General features: G+C 63.8%; 11 protein-coding genes. All 11 read right to left on the reverse strand.

Going from position 1 to position 16,775, the window contains the following annotated elements:
- Positions 1-58: 58 nt before the first annotated feature.
- Positions 59-6,022, reverse strand: coding sequence for an excinuclease ABC subunit UvrA (gene uvrA / locus HS961_RS22075; protein WP_182325570.1), 5,964 nt, complete (start codon positions 6,020-6,022; stop codon positions 59-61).
- Between the two features lie 318 nt (positions 6,023-6,340).
- Complete coding sequence (locus HS961_RS22080) at positions 6,341-7,318, reverse strand: porin (protein WP_182325571.1); 978 nt, start codon at positions 7,316-7,318, stop codon at positions 6,341-6,343.
- A 295-nt stretch (positions 7,319-7,613) separates the two neighbouring features.
- A complete protein-coding gene (locus HS961_RS22085) occupies positions 7,614-9,272 on the reverse strand; it encodes an MFS transporter (RefSeq protein ID WP_182325572.1) in 1,659 nt (552 codons plus the stop codon).
- A 264-nt stretch (positions 9,273-9,536) separates the two neighbouring features.
- Positions 9,537-10,184 carry a 2-hydroxychromene-2-carboxylate isomerase gene (locus HS961_RS22090; RefSeq protein ID WP_182325573.1) on the reverse strand — a complete coding sequence of 216 codons (648 nt, stop codon included), beginning with the start codon at positions 10,182-10,184 and terminating at the stop codon, positions 9,537-9,539.
- Between the two features lie 12 nt (positions 10,185-10,196).
- Positions 10,197-10,505, reverse strand: coding sequence for a DUF1289 domain-containing protein (locus HS961_RS22095; protein WP_182325574.1), 309 nt, complete (start codon positions 10,503-10,505; stop codon positions 10,197-10,199).
- A complete protein-coding gene (locus HS961_RS22100) occupies positions 10,502-11,002 on the reverse strand; it encodes a YbaK/EbsC family protein (protein ID WP_182325575.1) in 501 nt (166 codons plus the stop codon). Before HS961_RS22100 ends, HS961_RS22095 begins: the two co-directional genes overlap by 4 nt.
- Before the next feature lie 86 nt (positions 11,003-11,088).
- Positions 11,089-12,000 (reverse strand): hydroxymethylglutaryl-CoA lyase, encoded by a 912-nt coding sequence (locus HS961_RS22105; protein ID WP_182325576.1) that lies wholly within the window; start codon positions 11,998-12,000, stop codon positions 11,089-11,091.
- Between the two features lie 56 nt (positions 12,001-12,056).
- Positions 12,057-12,980, reverse strand: a complete 924-nt coding sequence (locus tag HS961_RS22110) for a 2-hydroxyacid dehydrogenase (RefSeq protein ID WP_182325577.1) — start codon at positions 12,978-12,980, stop codon at positions 12,057-12,059.
- A gap of 60 nt (positions 12,981-13,040) precedes the next feature.
- The gene (locus tag HS961_RS22115) at positions 13,041-15,050 is read right to left on the reverse strand and encodes an acetyl-CoA carboxylase biotin carboxylase subunit (protein WP_182325578.1); all 2,010 of its coding nucleotides are present in this window, start codon (positions 15,048-15,050) and stop codon (positions 13,041-13,043) included.
- Positions 15,051-15,106: 56 nt separating this feature from the next.
- Positions 15,107-15,886: a DUF4126 domain-containing protein gene (locus HS961_RS22120; protein ID WP_182325579.1), complete on the reverse strand. Its 780-nt coding sequence runs from the start codon at positions 15,884-15,886 to the stop codon at positions 15,107-15,109.
- Between the two features lie 92 nt (positions 15,887-15,978).
- Positions 15,979-16,767: an enoyl-CoA hydratase/isomerase family protein gene (locus HS961_RS22125; protein ID WP_182325580.1), complete on the reverse strand. Its 789-nt coding sequence runs from the start codon at positions 16,765-16,767 to the stop codon at positions 15,979-15,981.
- Positions 16,768-16,775: the final 8 nt, after the last annotated feature.

Raw genomic sequence — 16,775 nt, forward strand, 5'->3', positions numbered from 1 at the left:
GTGCCCAGCGCTGGCAGGGCGCGCTGTCAGCAAACGCCCTGCCATCACCGCTGACCGATCAGCGCGCCAGCACCGGCGCCAGCGCCTTGCCGGTATGGGTGCCTGCCTGTACCAGATCCTCCGGTGTGCCCGTGGCCACAATGCGGCCACCGGCGTTGCCGCCTTCCGGCCCCAGGTCGATCACCCAATCGGCTTCGGCAATCACATCCAGGTCATGCTCGATCACGACCACGCTGTGGCCGGCATCCACCAGGCGGTGCAGCACATGGATCAGCTTGTCCACATCGGCCATGTGCAGGCCAACGGTAGGCTCATCGAGCACATACAAGGTGTGGGGAGCCTTGTTGCCACGGCGCGTGATGTCGTCGCGCACCTTGGTCAGCTCGGTCACCAGCTTGATGCGCTGCGCCTCACCACCAGACAAGGTGGGCGACGGCTGGCCCAGGGTCAGATAGCCCAGGCCCACATCCTGCAGCAGCTGCAGCGGATGGGCGATGCTCGGCATGCTGGCGAAGAAGGCCACGGCCTCGTCCACCTCCATCTGCAGCACCTCGCCAATGCTCTTGCCGCGCCAGGTCACCGCCAGGGTTTCGGGGCTGAAGCGGGCGCCGTGGCAAACCTCGCAAGGCACCTTCACATCGGGCAGAAAGCTCATCTCGATGGTGCGCATGCCCTGGCCTTCACAAGCGGGGCAGCGGCCCTCACCGGTGTTGAAGGAGAAGCGCCCGGCCGCATAGCCGCGCGCCTTGGCCTCCAAGGTTTCGGCAAACAGCTTGCGGATCGTGTCCCAGAAACCGATATAGGTCGCCGGGCAGGAGCGCGGGGTTTTGCCAATCGGCGTCTGGTCCACTTCCAGCACCCGGTCAATGCCTTCAAAGCCTTGCAGGCCCTTGCAGCCGATGAGGGCCGGCGCCTTGCCGGCATCCATGTCATCGCGCCCGGCCTTGGTCGAGCGCTGGCCCACCCAAGCCGCCACATTGGTCAGCAGCACATCGCGCGCCAGGGTGGATTTGCCCGAGCCCGACACGCCCGTCACCGCCACCAGGCGCTTGAGCGGCAGTCGCGCATCCACCTTCTGCAAGTTATGCAGGCTCGCGCCCAGCACCGTCAGCCAGTGCAGCGGCGCCATCGCATCGGCACGGGCCGGTGCGGCCAGGACCGCATTGGCCTGGGCGCTGTCGGCGGCCAGTGCGGCAGCCACATCCGCAGCGATCTGCTTCTTGGTGCGCTTCTTGGCGACTGGCGCAGCATCGTCTGCAGGGGCCGCCAGCACCGCATCTGCCACGCCATGCACCAGGCGGCGGGGCTGGAAGGGGTGGCGCATGGCATGCAGCAGGTAGCGGCCGGTTTGCGACTCAGCCGCGTCCATCACATCCTGCGTTGTGCCCTGGGCCACCAGGCGGCCACCGCGCTTGCCGGCGCTGGGGCCAATGTCGATCACATGGTCGGCGCGGCGAATGGTGTCCTCGTCATGCTCCACCACCACCAGGGTATTGCCCTTGGCGCCCAGCTTTTGCAGCGCATTGAGCAGGATGTGGTTGTCCCGCGCATGCAGGCCGATGGTGGGCTCGTCGAGCACATAGCAGACGCCCTGCAGGTTGCTGCCCAGCTGCGCGGCCAGGCGAATGCGCTGGGCCTCGCCACCCGACAAGGTGGGCGCACCCCGGTCCAGGGTCAGGTAACCCAGGCCCACTTCTTCCAGAAAGGCCAGGCGGCTGTGGATCTCGGGCACCAGGTCGCGGGCGATATCGCTTTCGCGGCCCGACAGTTGCAGGCTCTCGACCCAAAGCCGCACATCGGTGACCGACAGCTGGGCAATGGCCGCAATCGACTGGCCATGGAACAGCACCGCACGGGCGGTGGCGTTCAGGCGCGTGCCCTGGCAGGTGGGGCAGGTGGTCTCGCCCACATCCTCGGCCTCGGGCTCTTCAAAGCTTTGCTCGCGGCCCCGGTTGTCCTGTGCCATGACGGAGTCGTCATAGACCTTGCGCTGGTCCTTGGTCAGCTTGACGCCGGTGCCCACGCAATCGGGGCACCAACCGTGCTTGCTGTTGTACGAGAACAGGCGCGGGTCCAGCTCGGCATAGCTGGTGGCACAGACCGGGCAGGCGCGCTTGGTGGAGAACACCTGGAGCTTGCCGATGGCCGCGGTATCGCTGCCGGCCTGCATGGCCGCTTCCAAGGTGCCGATAGCCGACAGCACATGCAGCACGCCCTTGCCCAGCTCCAGCGCGGTGGCCAGCTTTTCGCGCAGCAAGGCCTCGTTCTCGGGCTTGATCTCGATGCTGGCAACCGGCAGCTCGACCGTGTGTTCCTTGAAGCGGTCCAGGCGCGGAAAGCCGGTGGTCGGCAGGAACTGGCCATCGACCCGCAGATGCGTGTAGCCACGCGGCCGCGCCCAGTCCGCCAGCTCCGTGTACACGCCCTTGCGGGCGACGACCAGCGGCGCCATCAGGCCAATCAGCTGGCCGCGGTATTGGGTCATCAGCTGCGCGGAAATGCTCTCGGGGGTTTGCGGCTGCACAGCGGCACCATCCTTGGTGCAGTGCTGTATGCCCAGCTTCACGTACAGCAGGCGCAGAAAATGCCATACCTCGGTGGTGGTACCCACCGTGGATTTGCGACCGCCGCGCGAGAGGCGCTGCTCGATCGCCACCGTCGGCGGAATGCCGTAGACCGCATCCACCTCGGGCCGACCTGCCGGCTGCACGATGGAGCGCGCATAGGCGTTCAGCGATTCGAGGTAGCGGCGCTGGCCTTCGTTGAACAGAATGTCAAAGGCCAGGGTCGATTTGCCCGAGCCCGATACGCCGGTCACCACATTGAACTTGCCGCGCGGAATATCCACGCTCAGGTTCTTCAGATTGTGTTCCTTGGCATTGATGATCTGGATGCTGTTGCCAGGCCCTGGCACCGCAGCGCTTTGCGCCGGCGCTGCCAGCGCATAGGCGGCGCGCTGCTCGCGCACCTCATGGGGCTGGCCGTCGCCGCGCTCGCCCAGCATCGCCAGTTCGTAATCACGCAGCGCCTGCGCGGTGTAGGAGCGGCCAGACTTGCGCACCTCTTCGGGTGTGCCCTCTTCCACCACCTTGCCGCCGTCCTCGCCGGCATCCGGCCCCAGGTCGATCAGCCAGTCGCTGGCGCGGATCACATCCAGGTTGTGCTCGATGACGATCAGCGAATTGCCGGCCTCCAGCAGCTTGCGCAGTGCGCGCATCAGCTTGGCGATGTCTTCAAAGTGCAGGCCGGTAGTGGGCTCGTCAAACAGGAACAGGGTGCCTTTGCGCGCCAGGCTCTGTTTGGATTTGGAGGCCGTCTTGGCCGCATCGGCCAAAAAGCCGGCCAGCTTCAGCCGCTGGGCTTCGCCGCCCGACAAGGTCGGCACCGGCTGGCCCAGCTTCACATATTCCAGGCCCACATCCATGATCGGCTGCAGCGCACGGATCACATCGCGGTCCTTCGCAAACAAAGTGGCGGCCTCGCTGACGGTCAGCTCCAGCACATCGGCCACGTTCATAAAGCGGCCATCGCGCTCAATGCGCACTTCAAGAATCTCGGCGCGGTAGCGCTTGCCATCGCAGTCGGGGCAGCGCAGGTAGACATCCGACAGAAACTGCATCTCCACATGCTCAAAGCCCGAGCCGCCGCAGGTGGGGCAGCGGCCATCACCGCTGTTAAAGCTGAACTTGCCAGCGGTGTAGCCACGCTGCAGCGACTGCGGCGCGGTCGCAAACAATTCGCGGATGGCATCCCAGGCGCCCACATAGCTCACCGGGTTGGAGCGCGCGGTCTTGCCAATCGGCGACTGGTCGACAAACACCACATCGGACAGATGGTCTGCCCCCAGCAGGCGCTGGTGCGCACCGGCCAACTCGGTCGGCTTGCCAAAATGGCGCATCAAGGCGGGAGCCAGCACATCCTGGATCAAGGTGGATTTGCCCGAACCGGATACGCCGGTGACCACCACCATGCGCTGGAGCGGGAAATCCACCGACACGTTTTGCAGGTTGTGTTCGGTCGCGCCTTCCAGAATCAGCCTTGGCGTGCTCTCGGTCACCATGCGCTTGGCGCCCATGCCTACTTGCTTGCGGCCGCCCAAGTAGGCGCCGGTCAAGGTATCGGCATGGCGCAGCTCGGCGGTGGTGCCATCAAACACAATCTGGCCGCCCTTCTCGCCCGGGCCGGGGCCCATGTCGATCATGCGGTCGGCGGCAAACATCACCGCCGGGTCGTGCTCGACCACTACCAGGGTGTTGCCGGCATCGCGCAGCCGCTTCATCGCGACGGTGATGCGCTCCATATCGCGGGGGTGCAGGCCAATGGACGGCTCATCAAGCACAAACAAGGTGTTGACCAGCGAGGTTCCCAGCGCCGTGGTCAGGTTGATGCGCTGCACCTCACCACCGCTCAAGGTACGGCTTTGGCGGTCCAGGGTCAGGTAGCCGATGCCGACATCGCAAAGATAGAGCAGGCGGTTGCTGATTTCCTCATGCAGCAACCGCAGCGCCTGGGCATCGCCATCATTGCTGCGGCGTATGTCCATGCTGGCAAAAAACACCCGCAAACGGGAGATCGGCAGCAGCATCAGATCATGCAGGCTCAGGCCTGGCAGCGCTTCCAGCTGCGCCCGGGTCCAGGCCACGCCCTGGGGCATAAAGCGCTTGTCAGCGGGCAAGGCGGCGTCCGCATCCTTTTTGCTGCCAATGCGCCACAGGAGGCTCTCGGTCTTGAGCCGCGCACCGCCACAGACCGGGCAAGGCGTGTAGCTGCGGTACTTGGACAGCAAGACGCGGATATGCATCTTGTAGGACTTGGTTTCCAGGTACTCAAAATAGCGGCGGATGCCATACCACTGGCGGCTCCAGTTGCCGTCCTTGTAGCCTTCTTCGCCGTTGATGACCCAGTCCTTCTGCGCCTCCGTCAGCTTGGCCCAGGCGGTATCGCGGGGAATGCCTTGCGCCTCGGCATGGCGCATCAAATCGTCCTGGATCTCTTTCCAGGCAGGTGTCTGGATCGGCTTGATCACGCCGGTGCGCAAGGTCAGCTTGTCGTTCGGAATCACTAGGTTCCAATCCACACCGATCACCCGGCCAAAGCCCCGGCAGGCCTCGCAGGCACCGACCGCCGAGTTGAACGAGAACATCGACGGCGTGGGCTCGCGGTAGCGCAGGCCACTCTCGGGGCAGTGCAGGCCGGCAGAAAACTTCCACAGCGCAGGCTCGGCGGTGTTGCCGTCGGCATCCGCCTCTGCGGTGGCATACACGGTCATCTCGCCGCTGCCGCGCTTCAAAGCCACTTCGATCGCCTCGATGACGCGCGCCTTCTCGGCCTTGCTGAGGCGAAAACGGTCGGCCACTACATCGAGCAGCTTGACCCGTGGCGGCGCCTCGACTGCCGCTGGCTTGCCCGCCTTGGGTTTCTTCTTACTGCTGTCCACGGCAGCCGCATGGCGCACCGCATCCACCTCGCGCTCGGCTTGCACCTTGGTAAAGCCGCTGGCCGACAGCCATTGCTCGACCTGCTCGGCGCTGGTATTGGCCGGCAGTTCGACCGGAAAGGTGATCACGATACGCGGGTCATCTGCCTGCGTGCGCTGCAGCAGCTGCTCGTAGATGCTTTCGGGCGTGTCGTGCTGCACCGGAAGAGCAGTCTGCTGGTCAAACAGATGGCCAGCGCGGGCTACCAGCAGTTTCAGGTGGTCGTTCAGCTCGGTCATCGTGCCGACGGTGGAGCGCGAACTGCGCACCGGGTTGGTCTGGTCAATCGCAATCGCTGGCGGCACGCCTTCGACCTTGTCGACCGCCGGTTTGTCCATGCGGTCCAGGAACTGGCGCGCATAGGCGCTGAAGGTCTCGACATAGCGGCGCTGGCCTTCGGCATACAGGGTGTCGAACACCAAGCTGGATTTGCCCGAGCCGCTGGGGCCGGTTACCACGGTCAACTCCCCTGTGCGGATATCCAGATCCAGATTCTTGAGGTTGTGCTGACGTGCACCACGGATGCGAATGTTTTCCTGAGACATACCGATGAGCTATCCAGTAATTCGTTGGCGCAGTAGTGCAGCCGTATAAGCAAGACCCAAGCGGCGTGCCTGGGGTGCCCCAATACGGAGGTCTGACAAGACTGCGGGGGAGCAAAATGATCGTGACCAACCATTCTAGGGAGTTCGCCCGCCACGCAACGCAGCTTGCGGCAAAGCCCTGCAAACCACTGTACAAATTTACAGATATTAGCAACTCAGCGATCGGCAGGGATCGCATGCCGGATGCGCATAAAAAAACCCGCATCCTCTCGAATGCGGGTTGTGAAGCGGAAGGCGCGCTGGGCGCCCAAGGCTTGCTTAGAAGTTGTGGCGGATACCAGCAGCGAAGGTGCTGAAGTCGGCGCCGGAAACGCCGGTGGCGTAGCTGGCGTTGGCCTTGTTGTCGACCTTGGTGTAGCCGGCGTACAGCTTGGAGCGCTTGCTCAGGTTGTAGTTGTAGCCGAGGATCAGCTGGCGAGCGCCGCTGTTGCTGACGTCATCCCACTTGCCTGCCCAGCCGAAGCCAGCGACGAATTCGGAAGCACCCATCGTGTACATACCGGTCACGCGGGCAGCATTGCGCTTGCCGCGCAGTTCTTCGTCAGAGCGCTGGTAGTAAGCGCCAACTTGGAAGGCGTTGATGGTGTAGTGAGCGCGCAGGCCCAGTTGCTTGTCGCCACCGACCTTGGTGAAGCCAGCACCCAGGGCCAGCGGGCCGCTTTCCCAGTTGGCAGCCAGGTCGTAGCCGTTCTTGTCGTTGGTGCCCACAGCCTTTTCGTGGAACGAGGTCGCGCCTTCGATGGTCAGGCCACCCAGGATCACGGGGGTGCGGTAGGCGATCTTGTTGGAGTCGCGCATCACGTAGGTGTACAGCGCATCCGACAGCGAACCGGTGTCGTGGTTAGGCTGGTCCAGCACGCCGTAGTCGGCCACTGCGTAATAGGACTCGGCGGTGAAGGTACCCAGACGCAGCATACCGAAGCCACCTTCCAGATTCACTTCGCTTTGGCGACGGAAAGTCAGACCACCAGCAGAGCCGGTGCCCGAGCCGTCGTCAGAGTTGAAACCCGATTCCAGCACGAAGCCAGCCTTCAGGCCGCCACCCAGATCTTCCGTGCCACGGAAGCCGATACGCGATGCGTTGTTGAACAGGCCGGTGGTGGACACATCGCCCACCTTTTGGCGTTCCACCGAGGTGTTCACACGGCCATAAACCTGCACGCTGCTTTGAGCCAGTGCAGCGGTAGAGCCAGCAACGGCCAGGGTGGCAATCATCAAACGATTCAGTGAACGCATAGTGTCCTCGGGGATGGAGTAATTAAAAATGGTTTGGACGTTGGCGGAACTTGCATAAAGCAGTTACTGCCGGTCACATGGGTTGAATTTTAGGCGGCAGACCCCGTTGGCAGCGCTGAATATCTTGCAGATTTCGAGAGAGTGACGCATCGCTACCACACTTGCATGACAGACCCTGGTATTAACCATGAGGCCTGGAAAAGGCGCAAAAAAACAGCACCCGCAGGTGCTGTTGGAGTGGAAGGCCGGCGGTGCTACGCCGTACGCGTAGCCTGGCCCTCTCGCAGGGGTGCGCTCAGTCGTTGGCGTAGATATCCACGTCCTTGGTTTCACGCACAAACAAGGTACCGATGACAAAGGTAATGCCGGCAATGATGATCGGGTACCACAAGCCGTTGTACATATTGCCGGTCTGGGCCACGATTGCGAAGGCTGTCGTGGGCAGCAGACCGCCAAACCAGCCATTGCCGATGTGATAGGGCAGCGACATGGAGGTATAGCGAATCCGGGTCGGGAACATTTCCACCAGCATTGCAGCAATCGGCCCGTAGACCATGGTCACCAGCAGCACCAGGTAGGTCAACAGCACGACCGTCATGACCTTGTTGGTCTTGGCTGGATCTGCCTTTGCCGGGTAGCCATCCTTGGCCAGGGTTTCCGCCACCGACTTCTTGAACGCCGCATCCTTGGCCTTCAGATCGTCACCGCTCAAGCCCGCAGCAGCATAGCTGGGGATCGTGTCGTTGCCGATCTTGATGACGGCCGTCGTGCCAGCAGGCGCTGCCTCGGTCTCATAGCTCACCGAATTGGCGGCCAGCAGTTGCTTGGCCACGTCGCAGGAGCTGGTGAACTTGGAGGTACCCGTCGGGTTGAACTGGAAGGAGCACTCAGCCGGGTTGGCGATCACCACCACCTTGTTCTTGGCTTGCGCCGCTGCCAGATCGGGGTTGGCCGCTTCGGTCAGCATCTTGAACACGGGGAAGTAGGTCAGCACGGCCAGCAGGCAGCCCGCCATGATGATGGGCTTGCGGCCAATCTTGTCAGACAAGGTACCAAAGATCACGAAGAACGGCGTCGCGATCAGCAGGGCCACCGCAATCATCAGATTGGCGCTCACGGCATCCACCTTGAGCTGTTGCGTCAGGAAGAACAGCGCGTAGAACTGGCCCGTGTACCACACCACGGCCTGGCCGGCGGTCAGACCGACCAGTGCCAGGATCACGATCTTCAGGTTTTTCCACTCACCAAACGACTCGCGCAGCGGTGCCTTGGAGGTCTTGCCTTCGGCTTTCATGCGCTGGAATGCAGGCGATTCAGACAAGGTCATGCGGATCCACACCGACACGCCCAGCAGCAGGATCGACACCAGGAACGGAATGCGCCAGCCCCAGTCATTGAAGGCAGGCTCGCCCATGACGGTACGCGTGCCCAAAATCACCAGCAAGGACAGGAACAAGCCCAAGGTTGCCGTGGTCTGGATCCAGGAGGTGTAGGCACCGCGCTTGCCGTGCGGCGCGTGCTCGGCCACATAGGTGGCTGCGCCGCCGTACTCACCGCCCAAGGCCAGACCTTGCAGCATGCGCAGCACGATCAAGATAATGGGCGCTGCCACGCCAATGCTGGCGTAGTTGGGCAAGATACCGACGATGAAGGTCGATGCGCCCATCAGCAAGATGGTGACCAGGAAGGTGTACTTGCGCCCGATCATGTCCCCCAGGCGGCCAAACACCAGCGCGCCGAAGGGGCGCACGATGAAGCCCGCTGCGAATGCCAGCAACGCGAAGATGAAGGCGGATGTTGGGTCCAGTCCGGAGAAGAACTGTTTGGCGATGATGGCCGCCAGCGAGCCGTAGAGATAGAAGTCGTACCACTCAAAAACCGTACCGAGTGACGAAGCGAAGATGACTTTGCGCTCTTCCTTCGACATCGGCCGTGCAGCTGCACTGGTTGCCATGTTGTTGTCTCCTTGTAGTGATGCCGCTCTTTTGTTTGGCGGACACTGCATTCTTCAAGGAAGCGCTGACCCAAGTCTGACGGTTTTCCAACACAAGCTTGCAGGTCGCTGACAATTCGCTGACAAACTCCAGTGCAACCCGCAGAAATCGTTTTGCTATGCGGAAAATCGCTGCACTGCAGCATTAACCAAGGGAAAGTCCTAGGCCTGCCAAAACGGCCCAAAGAGACATTTTGCAGCGCCGTGTAACTGCAATAGCGGCATTCAGCGCTTGGGCAGACCCGAGGGACGGTCTGCCGACGCATCCCATTGCCCGGCGGCAAACCAGGCATCGCCGTTCAGGCAGGCGCTCAGCATCGGCAGCCCATCCAGGCCCCAGAACAGCTGCCCATCCACCACCACGCTGGGTACGCCAAACACCCCGGCGGCGATGGCGGCATCGGTGTTACTGCGCAGCCATTGCTTGGCTTCTTGCTCGGCTGCATCGCCACTGCGCAACTGCTCGGCCAAGGTCAGCTGCAAGGCCTGCAGCCGCTGCGGATCCAGTGCATCGGCGCCACCCAGCCAGACATGGCGAAAAATCGCATCGGCCGTGAAACGGTTGATGCAGCCGCCCTGCCCCGTGCGCAAGGCCAGGCGCAGCAAAGGCAATGGGTTGAAGGGGTGCTGCGCAGGCATCTGCAGGCCGCAGCCCTGGCGCTCTCCCAGCCAGCTGACATGGCGGTAGGTCCATTCGCGCTTGCCGGCAATGCCGGCGGGGCCGGGGTTGGCATGCTGCTGCAGCAAGGCCCCCAGCAGCACGGGCCGGTAGCGCACATGCACGCTATGGCCTTGCAAGGCCTGGGGCAGCGCATCAAAGGCCAGCCAGGCATAGGGCGAAACAAAGTCCAGGTAGAAATCGATGGTCTTCATACCTGGCTCCTTTTACGCCGTCGGCACCAGCGGCCGGCCATTGCTGCCCAGGCCTGCGCGGCCGAGCGCCTGCAACCAGATCTGCTGGCGCTCTGCCGTTTCGGCCTTGGACCAGGCACGGATTTCGTCAATCGAGCGGTAGCAGCCAATGCAGTGGCTGCGGTCCGCATTCATCTTGCACAGCGACACGCAGGGCGAGGGCACCACATCAGCGTAATCGGCAGCAAAAGCGCCGGTGACGCGTACCTGCTTGGTGCGGGCCGCCAGCGGCGCGGGCGATGCCACAGGCAATTCCACAGGTTTATCCACTTGCTCGCTCATGCCACCTCCTTGACCACATCGGCCACCGGCGCACCGGTCAGCGCTTCCAGATCGGCGGGCGCCAGCGCAAACACGCCATTCGGGTGGCCTGCTGCGGCCCAAATCTGTTCAAAGCGGAACAGCTCGCGGTCGATCAAGGTAACAGGCTTGGTCACATGGCCGACGGGTGACACACCGCCAATCGCAAAGCCGGTGCGGGCTTTGACAAAATCGGCGTCTGCGCGGCCCACCGGGCCGACCAGCGCAGCCACCTTGGCCTCGTCCACGCGGCAGTCGCCCGAGGTGATGACCAGCACGCAGGCGTCGTCAAGCTTGCGGCGAAAAATAATGCTCTTGGCAATCTGGCCCAGCGCAATGCCGAGCGCGTCAGCAGCCTCTTGGGCCGTGCGCGCTGATACCTCCAGCATCTGCGGCCCATGCGGATGGCCCCTGTCCTGCAGCACCCTGGCTACCCGCTGCACCCCTTCGGGCAGGCTCAGCAACTCCGCTCCACACATGGTTTGACTCCTGGTTAAGCCGTGATTGTGCCGACTTGCGCCTGCGGCTGCAGCACACCGGGCATTCGCAACCCCGCCTCGGCCCCTCAGCCCGCGCGCTTGTTCATCAGCGCCACGGCCACCCGCGAGTTGGGCTTGCGCTGCAAAAAGTCGCTGATGTAGAGGCCCGCATCGACGAGCTTGTCCAGGTCAATGCCGGTCTCGATGCCCATGCCCTGCAGCATGTAGACCAGGTCTTCGGTGGCGACATTGCCAGTCGCGCCCTTGGCATAGGGGCAACCGCCCAGGCCGGCGATGGAGGACTGGAAGTTCCAGATGCCCATCTCCAGCGACGCAAGCGTATTAGGCAGCGCCTGGCCATAGGTGTCGTGGAAATGGCCGCTCACCTGGTCCACACCAAAGTACTGCAAGGTGGCTTCCAGCGCCTTTTGCACCTTGATCGGCGTGCCCACGCCAATGGTGTCGGCCACATCGACGCGCTCCACGCCAATGCCCTTCATCAACTCGGCCAGGTAGGCCACGCGCGATGGTGCAATCTCGCCTTCGTAGGGGCAGCCCACGGTGCAGCTCATCGCACCGCGCACGGCAATACCAGCGGCCTTGGCCGCAGCCACCACCGGTGCAAAGCGCTCGATGCTCTCGGCAATCGAGCAGTTGATATTGCGCTGGCTGAAGGCCTCGCTGGCCGCGCCAAACACCACGATCTCATCGGGCTGGGAGGCCACGGCCGCTTCATAGCCCTTCATGTTTGGCGTCAGCACCGAATAGCGCACACCGGCCTTGCGTGCCAGCCCCGCCATCACCTCGGCGTTGTCGCCCATCTGAGGCACCCACTTGGGGCTGACAAAGCTGGTCACCTCGATCTCGGTCAGGCCCGCATCCTGCAGGCGATGCGTCAGCTCGATCTTCACAGCGGCTGGCACCGGCGATTTCTCGTTCTGCAGGCCGTCACGCGGGCCGACATCAATCAATTGAACGCGTTGGGGGTAGCGGGCCATGGGGGGTCTCCTGGGGGTTTTTCTGGGGTTTTTTGGGGTTAAACGGGGGGGCGGATTCAGTATCCGCGATCGGCATAGACCATGCCGCCGGGCGTCTCACCTGCGGCAAAGGCCTGGAGCTTGTGCAGGATCTGCAGCAAGGTCTCTTCGGGCAAGGTGCGGGCAGAGCTGTGCGGCGTGATGCGAATGTTGGGGTGCTGCCAAAACGGGTGCTCGGCAGGCAATGGCTCAGTGCGGAACACATCCAAGGTGGCACCTGCGACCTGGCCACTGTCCAGCGCCGCCAGCAGCGCCTCGTCCACCAGGTGCGCGCCGCGCGCCACATTGATCACATAGGCGCCCGGCTGCAGTTGCGCCAACAGGCCGGCGTCGATGATGTTCTCAGTCTGTGGCGTCAGGGGCAGCAGGTTGACGAGGATGCGCGTGGCGCGCAAAAACTGCGGCAGCTGCGCCATGCCCTCATAGCACTGCACGCCGTCGATCTGCTTGGGCGAGCGGCTCCAGCCGCGCACCGGAAAATCAAACTGCGCCACCGCCTGGGCCACGCGCTCGCCCAGCACACCCAAGCCCATCACGCCGACCGGAAAGTCGCTGCGCAAACGCAGGGGCTGCTGAGCCCAAACGCCCTGGCTTTGCTGGCCACGGTAAGTTGCCAGATCCCGAAAATGGTCGATGACCGCATGGCAGACATACTCGGCCATCTGCACGGCCATGCCGGCGTCTTCCAAGCGCAGCACCGGCACACCGGGTGGCAGCTGGCGCGCAAACAGCGCATCCACCCCGGCGCCCATGTTGAAGATAGCCTTGAGGCCAGCGCCCTGCTCGTCCAACAGCTGCTGCGGTGGCTTCCAGACCAGCGCGTAATCGGCCTGCGCCATGCCGGGCGTCCAGCCATGGGCCTCGGCCTGGGGGAGGTGCAGGTGGATGGCATCCAGCCACTGCTGCAGCTCATCGCTTTCGGTATAGACGAGAATTTTCATGGCCGGGATTTCAGCACAGAAAAGGGCGCTGCGCGGTCACAGACAGCGCAGCGCCCGGCTTCATGCAGCAGCAACCTGCAGCTTGAGCAGCTCCGAGCCTTCGGTCACCTGGTCACCAGGCGCAAACAGCAGCTCCAGCACCTCGCCATCGGCCGGGGCGGCAATCGTGTGCTCCATCTTCATGGCTTCCATCACCGCCAGCGGCTGGCCCTTGCTGACCTTGTCGCCGGCCTTCACTGCAAACGACACCACCTTGCCCGGCATCGGCGCGGTCAAACGCCCGCCTTCGCTGCCCGCCTCACCGGCATGGGCCAGCGCATCAAAGGCGGTGATCTCGGCGGCGCCGCGCGGCGCAAACACATGCACCACCTCGCCCTGCTGCCAGGTCTGCACCTGGTCGCGCTGGCCGTTGAACTGCAGCTCCACCAGCTCGCCGTTGGGGCTGAACTGCAGCGGGCCAGTGGCGTCGCCCACCGTCAGCACCAGGCCACCCGCCTCATAGCGCAGCGCGGCCTGCAGCTTGTCGCCGCCAAACTCAAAGTCAAAGCGGCGCTCGGTCACGCCATGCGATTGCCAGCCATCGCGGCGGCTGAAGGGGTCGTTGGTCTGGGTAGCGCGCTCCTGCAGCAGCTCAGCCACCACGGCGGCGGCAGCAGCAGTATCGGCGCCCAGGCCACGCTGTTTGAAGAGCAGTGCCTCCTCACGCTGAATCAGCGCCGTATCGAGCTTGGCCTGGCCAAACGACGGCGTGGCCAGGATATGGCGCAGAAACTGCACATTGGTCTGCAGGCCAACGATGCGCACCGCAGCCAGTGCCGCATCCAGCCGCGCCAGCGCCTGGGCGCGGTCGGCGCCATGGACGATGAGCTTGGCGATCATGCTGTCGTAGAAAGGGCTGATGGCATCGCCTTCGCGCACGCCATCGTCAATGCGCACATCGCTGATGGCAAAACTGCTGCAATCAGGCTTACGGTAAACATGCAAGGTGCCGGTGGCAGGCAGGAAGTTGTTGTCCGGGTTCTCGGCGCAAATACGCGCTTCGATCGCGTGGCCGTTGATCTTCAGCTCGGCCTGCTGCTTGGGCAGCGGCTGGCCATTGGCCACCTGCAGTTGCCACTGCACCAGGTCCTCGCCGGTGATGGCCTCGGTCACCGGATGCTCGACCTGCAGGCGCGTGTTCATTTCCATGAAGTAGAACTTCATCGCCTCGGGCTGGTCGTAGCCGCCGGGCTGCTCGACGATGAATTCCACCGTGCCCGCACCCACATAGCCCACGGCCTTGGCGGCGGCTACGGCGGCCTCGCCCATCTGCTGGCGCAGCGCGGGCGTCATGCCGGGGGCTGGTGCCTCTTCCAGCACCTTTTGGTGGCGGCGCTGCACCGAGCAATCGCGCTCAAACAGGTAGACGCAGTTGCCTTGCGTGTCGCCAAACACCTGGATCTCGATATGGCGGGGGCGCAGCACGTATTTTTCGATCAGCACCGCATCGTTGCTGAAGCTGTTGATGGCCTCGCGCTTACAGGATTCCAGCGCGGCCGCAAAGTCCTCACTCTTTTCCACCAGGCGCATGCCCTTGCCACCACCGCCGGCGCTGGCCTTGATCAGCACCGGGTAGCCGATACGGTCGGCCTCCGCGTGCAGCATGGCCGGGTCCTGGCCGGCGCCGTGGTAACCGGGCACCAGCGGCACGCCGGCTTTCTCCATCAGCTGCTTGGATTCGGCCTTCAGGCCCATGGCACGGATAGCCTGGGCAGGCGGGCCAATGAACACCAGGCCGGCGGCTGCGCAAGCCACGGCAAAGTCTTCGTTCTCGCTCAGAAAGCCATAACCCGGGTGGATGGCCTGGGCACACGTGGCCTTGGCGGCCTCGATGATGCGTTCCCAGCGCAGGTAGCTGTCCTTGGGCGCGCTGCCGCCAATATGCACGGACTCGTCGCAGGCGCCCACATGCTTGGCATGGGCGTCGGCGTCGGAGTAGACGGCGACGGTCTTGACGCCCATGCGGCGGGCGGTAGCGGCAACACGGCAGGCAATTTCACCCCGGTTGGCGATCAAAATTTTCGAGAACATAGAACAATCTCCTCAGTCTTTATCCCTGACCCCGGCCCGCCTTCGCAAGCCCTCGGTCAATATCGTTGGTGGTCCGCGCCCGTGGCGGCCAAGGCCACCGGCTCTTCATGGCCCAGCCACCGGCGAATCCGGCGCACTACGGCCCGCAAAAATTTCCACAACACCCAGGTCATCACCCACATCAGCACCAGCACCACAGCCAGCGCTATCGCAAACACCAGCGGGTGGTTGATCGCCAGCCACACCGCACCGATCGAGACCCCATCCTCCAGCAGGCTCGCACCCCAGTTGGAGAACGGCTCCGGGCTGGTGTTGATCGCCGCCCGCGTGGTCGTCTTGGCCACTTGGCTGCTCAGCGCCAGGGTGCCGCCCATCAGCGCAGCGGCGGTGGCCATCGTCGCGTTGTCAGTGCCAAACACGCTGGCCGCCAAGGCCGCGCCTGCCGGCACCCGCACCACGCTTTGCACCACATCCCAGGCCGAGTCCACGCCAGGAATCTTGTCGGCAAAGAACTCGACAAACAGCAGCGCACCGCTGATGAACAGGATCACCGGCTGCTGCAACACTGACAGCCCACCGGGCAAGTGCAACACGTCCGTGGCGCCCAGCATGCCCGTCACAAACACCACCGCGTAGAGCCGAAAGCCACTGGCCCAGCCCAGCGCAGCCGCCAGCGCCATCAGCTGGCCCCAGTCCCACTGCGCCATGGCCTGGCCCATCTGGCCTGCTGCCTGGCCGACCTGGTCGGCCGCCTGCCCCACCGTTTGGGCGGTGTCCTTGTCCAGATGCAGGCCGATGCCGTGCAACCAGATGACGATGGTGTTCCAGATATCCATGGGGGTGCTCCTCAGTGCCAGTCAGCAAACGCGCTGTTTATAGCGCCATTGCCTGCTTGCTGTCTGCCATCCAAGGCCGCGTTCTAGGTACATCAGCCTCCCAGCCAGCTGGGTTTGCGTTTGTTCAAGAATGCCTGCACGCCTTCCTTGCCTTCGGCGCTGGAGCGGATGTCGGCAATGCCGGCCACCGTCTCGGCGATCAAGGCCTCGTCCACCTCGCGGCCGGCCACATCGATCACCAGCTTCTTGCAGGCCTGCACTGCGGCCGGGCTGGCGCTCAGCAGGTGCTTGAGCAGGCCGTCCACGGCGCTGTCCAGCGCCTCGGCCTCCACCACCTGGTGGACAAAGCCGGTGCGCAGCGCTTCGGCGGCGTCAAAGCGCTCGCCGGTCAAAAAGTAGCGGTGCGCGGCACGTGCGCCCATCGCGCGGATCACATAGGGGCTGATGGTGGCGGGGATCAGGCCGATCTTCACCTCGCTGAGGCAAAAACCGGCCTGGCTGGCCGCCACCGCCATGTCGCAGCAGGCCACCAGGCCCATGCCACCGGCGTAGACATCGCCCTGCACCCGCGCGATGGTGGGCTTGGGGCAGGTGTAGATCACGCGCAGCATCTCGGCGAGCTTGCCGGCATCGACCAGGTTTTCCTCGCGGCTGTAGTCGGCCATTGCGCGCATCCAGTTCAGGTTGGCGCCAGCGCAAAAGGCCGGGCCTTCGGCAGCCAGCACCACGGCGCGGACCTGGTCCTGCGCACCCACCCAGGTAAAGGCGCGGGTGATGTCGGCAATCACCTCGTCGCTGAAGGCATTGCGCACGTCTGGCTGGGTCAGCGTGATGGTGGCCACCGGGCCGGTGGCTTCAACGGTCAGAAATGTGCTTTTCATGGTGTCCT

The sequence above is a fragment of the Comamonas piscis genome (genome assembly GCF_014109725.1).
Taxonomy (GTDB): Bacteria; Pseudomonadota; Gammaproteobacteria; order Burkholderiales; family Burkholderiaceae_C; genus Comamonas; species Comamonas piscis.

Excerpts from the sequence above, each read along its gene's own strand:
- uvrA (WP_182325570.1), bottom strand. The coding sequence starts at position 6,022 with ATGTCTCAGGAAAACATTCGCATCCGTGGTGCACGTCAGCACAACCTC.
- HS961_RS22080 (WP_182325571.1), bottom strand. The coding sequence starts at position 7,318 with ATGCGTTCACTGAATCGTTTGATGATTGCCACCCTGGCCGTTGCTGGC.
- HS961_RS22085 (WP_182325572.1), bottom strand. The coding sequence starts at position 9,272 with ATGGCAACCAGTGCAGCTGCACGGCCGATGTCGAAGGAAGAGCGCAAA.
- HS961_RS22090 (WP_182325573.1), bottom strand. The coding sequence starts at position 10,184 with ATGAAGACCATCGATTTCTACCTGGACTTTGTTTCGCCCTATGCCTGG.
- HS961_RS22095 (WP_182325574.1), bottom strand. The coding sequence starts at position 10,505 with ATGAGCGAGCAAGTGGATAAACCTGTGGAATTGCCTGTGGCATCGCCC.
- HS961_RS22100 (WP_182325575.1), bottom strand. The coding sequence starts at position 11,002 with ATGTGTGGAGCGGAGTTGCTGAGCCTGCCCGAAGGGGTGCAGCGGGTA.
- HS961_RS22105 (WP_182325576.1), bottom strand. The coding sequence starts at position 12,000 with ATGGCCCGCTACCCCCAACGCGTTCAATTGATTGATGTCGGCCCGCGT.
- HS961_RS22110 (WP_182325577.1), bottom strand. The coding sequence starts at position 12,980 with ATGAAAATTCTCGTCTATACCGAAAGCGATGAGCTGCAGCAGTGGCTG.
- HS961_RS22115 (WP_182325578.1), bottom strand. The coding sequence starts at position 15,050 with ATGTTCTCGAAAATTTTGATCGCCAACCGGGGTGAAATTGCCTGCCGT.
- HS961_RS22120 (WP_182325579.1), bottom strand. The coding sequence starts at position 15,886 with ATGGATATCTGGAACACCATCGTCATCTGGTTGCACGGCATCGGCCTG.
- HS961_RS22125 (WP_182325580.1), bottom strand. The coding sequence starts at position 16,767 with ATGAAAAGCACATTTCTGACCGTTGAAGCCACCGGCCCGGTGGCCACC.